At 59.4% G+C, this 4,333-nt stretch carries 2 protein-coding genes; both read right to left on the reverse strand.

Annotated elements, in window-relative coordinates:
- Positions 1 to 28: 28 nt before the first annotated feature.
- Positions 29 to 250, reverse strand: a complete 222-nt coding sequence (locus DN412_RS42310; RefSeq protein ID WP_133303191.1) for a hypothetical protein — start codon at positions 248 to 250, stop codon at positions 29 to 31.
- Between the two features lie 195 nt (positions 251 to 445).
- A complete protein-coding gene (locus DN412_RS42315; protein WP_208647771.1) occupies positions 446 to 4,189 on the reverse strand; it encodes a patatin-like phospholipase family protein in 3,744 nt (1,247 codons plus the stop codon).
- Positions 4,190 to 4,333: the final 144 nt, after the last annotated feature.

Raw genomic sequence — 4,333 nt, forward strand, 5'->3', positions numbered from 1 at the left:
CAAGAAAAGGCCTTCCGCCTGCTCAACGTCAGCCCCGTCGCCTGTACCCAGTAATCGACTCGCTCGCGCGCACATAACCGTGCGAAATCAAAGCATTAGCGCGCCACGAGCTCAAAGTTCGGTCTAGAGATCTCGCATGCTCTTCCTTGTTTTTTGTTTCATTGAAACTACGCACACTGATCACGACACCAAAGACAACGCTGATAGCCTGGACTGCGGTTAGGAACGTAACCGCGATGTTCTGATCCATGATGAACTCCTTCATATAAATTCCGAATCCTACCGCAGCTAGTAGTAGCATTACAGTTATTAAGATTGTCATCAACCGTAAGTCGGCGCTTGTTTCTTGTTGCGTTCGGAACGCATCTAGCCGTCTCCGGAAATCCAGCGCCAAGAAGGCCTCGAGGGCTTCAGGTTGAATGCGAATGGGCCGTCCCGCGCTAGTTCATTTCTTACCGACTCCGCTAGCCGGCGCGACCCATACCTCCACCGTACGTCTGCTTGGCTTGAGCTTGGCCGATAGCGATTCTACAACCCAGTTTTCGAACCCAACGGCAGGCCCTAGCGCGCGAGCGCAGGCGATCGATGCGCTGTCGTGGTACCTTACCGTGGTTTCGCGCACCGGCATTGGGGTGGCGCGCCCCGCACGCTGCGCTGTGTCAACGACATCTTCGATGGGCGGAACGCTTGCCCCCATCGCCCTCCACGGCTCCCGGTAGGTGCGAACGGTATCGCGTTGCGCGCCATCATAGATTTGCACATAGACAGTCGTTCCCTTGCAAGCGTCGCCGGGGACAGGGACGGGGGAAGACGCTGCCTGTGTGCCAGAGGCGGCCGGCGCTGGCATCGCTCCGCTCGCAAGCACTCCAGGAGATGTGACGCCTGCTAAACCGGGCGAAGGCTCTGCCGGCGCGCTTGCTGCCGGCAGCGGCGGGGGAGAAGCACTGGCTCTTGGGCTCGGCGACGACCGATCAAGGCTGCCCGACCGCGCAGAGCTGTCGCTTCCCGCAGAATGGCACTTTGCCATTGCGTCCCCGTTCAGACCTGTATTGCTGACGTCCTGCCTGTCTGTAAGCGGACCATATGCCTGCACATGCCGCGCTTCATCGCTGGCCAGTTCAGCTCGCAAAGGATCACAGGGATGCATGTCGTCGCGCTGAGCCGTCCTTTGAAAGTCATACGCCCAATAGCGCGGGGGAGGCACAGCCTTGCTTCTGGCATCCTCCCAGGCGAGGCAATTTGGTAGCGCACTCTTGATATTCGGATTGGCTGCTTCCACGAGTACATGGCAGGGTTCCGTGCGCTGCTTCCATTCCAACGCTCGGCAACCTCTCAAGCCGTCTTGTGAAATCCGTGCGGCGAGTGGCGACCGGATAAACCAGCCCGCCTCTTTCGAAGGACAAAGCGTGTCCGCAGTGCGCACTAGCGCAGCCGCCAGATTCCCATAGGGAACCGCCGCCGAATCCGGAAGCGGCCCGCTGGCTTGACGCACGGGCAGCTTTTCCCAGAGTTCGGTCAGTTCCTTTAGTGCCGTGCGCTCGTCGGATCTTTGCTTCGCGCTATCGGCACGCACGCTGTCGATGGCCTGCCATGCAGAGACCCCTATTGTTGCGGCGGCCCCAAGACCGATTGTCGTGCCAACCGCCGTCGCGGCGAAGCGGGATGGCAGGCGGCCAAGCGGGCCGTTGGCGGCGCCGTTGGAGACAATAGGGGCTGCTCGGTCCCCGGGCGGTGCGTCGAACGGCGAGCATTCGTCCGTCTCAAAGTCATTGCCGGCGTTGCTGAGAAGGCCCTTGATGAATTGGCGGCTGAGGTCTCTTCCCATGAACTGGCCCAGCAGGAAGTAGCTCTCCCACTGTGCCTCCGAGAAAAACTGATCCGCCGTGGTCTGCTGGGGAAAATCTGGGTTCTGCGCCTTGAAATTGACCAGATCAACGGGCAACCCGTCGCACAGGTTTGGCTTGACGACGATGAGAATACCTTCGCTAGGCCGATCGCCACCATACACGATCCTGGCCAAAGCTAGACAAGCGCTACCGGTGGGCGACGCCAGGTCGTTGAGCGAGCCGAACGAAGGAGGCCGGTCGGGAACTTTCGGGCGCTGAAAGTAGATCTCGGCCTGCAAGTCGATGCGCGCCTTGCGCACGAGATTCTCGAGGTCGCAGAACGCATATTGCGGATCCGCGCCACAATCGGCAAGAATGATTACCTTCGCGCGTTCCGCCAGCAACGCATAGGCGCCCGTGTTTTCAAAATGGCCGCCATCGGTCAAAAACCAGTCGGGCCCCTCCGTGCCTTGGAAAACGCCGGACATCTCATTGAGCAAGCCGCGCGACTTTGCCAGTGGCGGTGACTGCGTCGAATCCGCTACATTGGTTCGCTCCGCCCTGCTCCACCAATAGCCAAGGCGCACGCCAGCAAATGTGGCCAGAGCAGCAATGCCGCCCCGCGTGAGGCTGCCAAGTCCTGGCGCTACGGCAGCGCCAGATATCGCCATCCATGTCCCCACACTGAGCGACGCTTTGCCTATGAGTGGCTTCCAGCCCTCCTGTGAAGTCTGCATCAACCCACCGGAGGCCACTGTCAACGGCAATCCACGCCGGTCTTGATTAAAGAGGCCGCCGCGGGGATCTCTGGTCTGGTTCACGCAGACATTGATAAGATGAATCGGCCCGCCAGCCCTCTGAGGTCGGTACTTTTCCAGTGAGGCGTCATCCTCCGCTCTGACATCATCGATTGTGATGCCCGCCATGGTCGTAGGCAGCACATTGGGCACCTTGTCTAGCGCACCCAACGGCGGTGATTGCCCAAAGCGCCTTCCATTGGCCGCGCCAAGATAGCTGCGCGTCAGCCTGGACTTATAGAAGGAGTGAAGCGAAGACAGATTCAGAAATGCAAAGTTGCGACCGGTCAGGATGACATAACCGACAACGGGCACAGCAAGCAATACCAGTGCGACGATGCCATCATCGTACTGAACCGAGCCGGCGGTGAACATGGTGCCCATCACAGCCTTGTGCACGAGAGATACCCACCATGCACACAGAAGGAAGGTCACGGCATAGCCTAGAAGATGACCGATTGCCAGCAGGCCGTCCGGTGCGCCCCGCCGGCCCAACATGCTCGACGCAGAAGGCAGGATAGCCCTCAACAGCGCCGCAACAAGGGCTAGATATACACCGGTGCTGGCCAGGCCATCCCACTCAAAGGCGAAGCTCCAGGAAACCCGGTCGATCAAGCCAATGATCGCAATGGCGGCGAACAGGCGGAAGCAGCTAGCAAGTCTGCGTGTCAGCAGATTTCTCGCCGTTGCACCCTGCAAAGCCTTGTGCACAGCTTGGTTGACCTTGCACAAATAGTGGCTGGCTACCAGCGTGGCGACCAACCATATGGTGATTAGCTCCGAAATAAGCCACCAAAATGCCGTGCGCAGATCATCGCCGATATCGCTGCTATTATTTCCAAAATAATAGAAGACGGTTGCCAAGAACACGTCTACCACCAGTACACCAATCCAGGTCCCGACCAGCCCTGGGCCATGGGCTCGCTGCACCCAAGGTTCGGCCCAGTAGGCGACAGCGTACACCGCGCCAACCAATGCGATCAGCGGCATGGCGAGCCAGATGACGGGAAGCCACGAGGGGAGCCAGCGGACCAACCCGAAAAAGTCATTTGTCGGTATGGCGTATCCAATGCTCCCGATGCCCCACCACGCCAACATGTCGAGCGCCGCAAGGCACAACCCAAGAAGCAACGCCATTAGCCCCAGTTCAAAATGCACCGCCGACAGGTTCCTGAGGAACAGGGCAATGGCGAACGTTCTGTCGCGCGCACCACTCGGGATCAAATAGCGGCCATTGGCCCGCAACCACCACAAGAACCAGCCGGAATTCTGGTTACCGACTGCATCCTGGACGCGCCGGGCGTCCTGCGACGAGGTGGCACGGTTAAACAGGCTGCCAACCATCGACCCGATATACCCTCCGCCCGACACAGTGGAGATCAGGTCGAAGCGCAGTAGCGTTTCATGCCTGGCCAAGGCCCGGAGCAGGCCCAAGCAGAAGGTTGCGCTGCGAATGCCCCCGCCCGAGAGTGCCAAGCCCCATTTATGGTCCGCGCCGCCCGGTATCGTGGCATCACCCAAAGCCTTGCGACGAGCTTCGACTTGTTCGTCGATGGGATTGCTCATTGCCCTACTCCCTTTGGCGGGCCTAGATCCTATGTAACAGGTGGAGGTCGTCAACGAACTGATACGTAAAATCAGGGCGTGTCGAGTCCCCTGTTCAAAGGAGAGCATCATGCACACGGATCAGATGTTCACGACGGGTGGTGA

Origin of the sequence: Cupriavidus lacunae (genome assembly GCF_003353055.1) — a bacterium.
In the GTDB taxonomy this organism is placed as follows: domain Bacteria; phylum Pseudomonadota; class Gammaproteobacteria; order Burkholderiales; family Burkholderiaceae; genus Cupriavidus; species Cupriavidus lacunae.

Coding starts and splice junctions, on each gene's coding strand:
- DN412_RS42315 (WP_208647771.1), bottom strand. CDS start 4,189: ATGAGCAATCCCATCGACGAACAAGTCGAAGCTCGTCGCAAGGCTTTG.
- DN412_RS42310 (WP_133303191.1), bottom strand. CDS start 250: ATGGATCAGAACATCGCGGTTACGTTCCTAACCGCAGTCCAGGCTATC.